General features: G+C 58.9%; 1 protein-coding gene. It reads left to right on the plus strand.

Annotated elements, in window-relative coordinates:
• The coding region (locus DL891_RS16945) for an aminotransferase class I/II-fold pyridoxal phosphate-dependent enzyme (RefSeq protein WP_157962617.1) at positions 1 to 280 on the plus strand (280 nt) is incomplete at both ends.

Consider the following 280-nt stretch of genomic DNA (forward strand, 5'->3'; position numbering starts at 1 on the left):
GTTAGTCAGTAATTCTTTTTCGAAGATTTTCTCGCTGTACGGCGAGCGCGTCGGCGGCCTGTCGGTGGTGTGTGAAGATGCCGAAATCGCCGCGCGGGTTCTGGGACAGCTAAAAGCGACGGTGCGCCGAATTTACTCCAGTCCGCCGTGTTTCGGCGCTCAGGTGGTCGCTACGGTCCTGGGCGATGAGGCGTTAAAAGCGAGCTGGCTGGCGGAAGTCGACGCGATGCGTACCCGCATTATATCGATGCGCCAGACGCTGGTGAAAGAGCTGAAGGCG

It is taken from the genome of Homoserinimonas sp. OAct 916 (assembly GCF_003260275.1).
In the GTDB taxonomy this organism is placed as follows: domain Bacteria; phylum Actinomycetota; class Actinomycetes; order Actinomycetales; family Microbacteriaceae; genus OACT-916.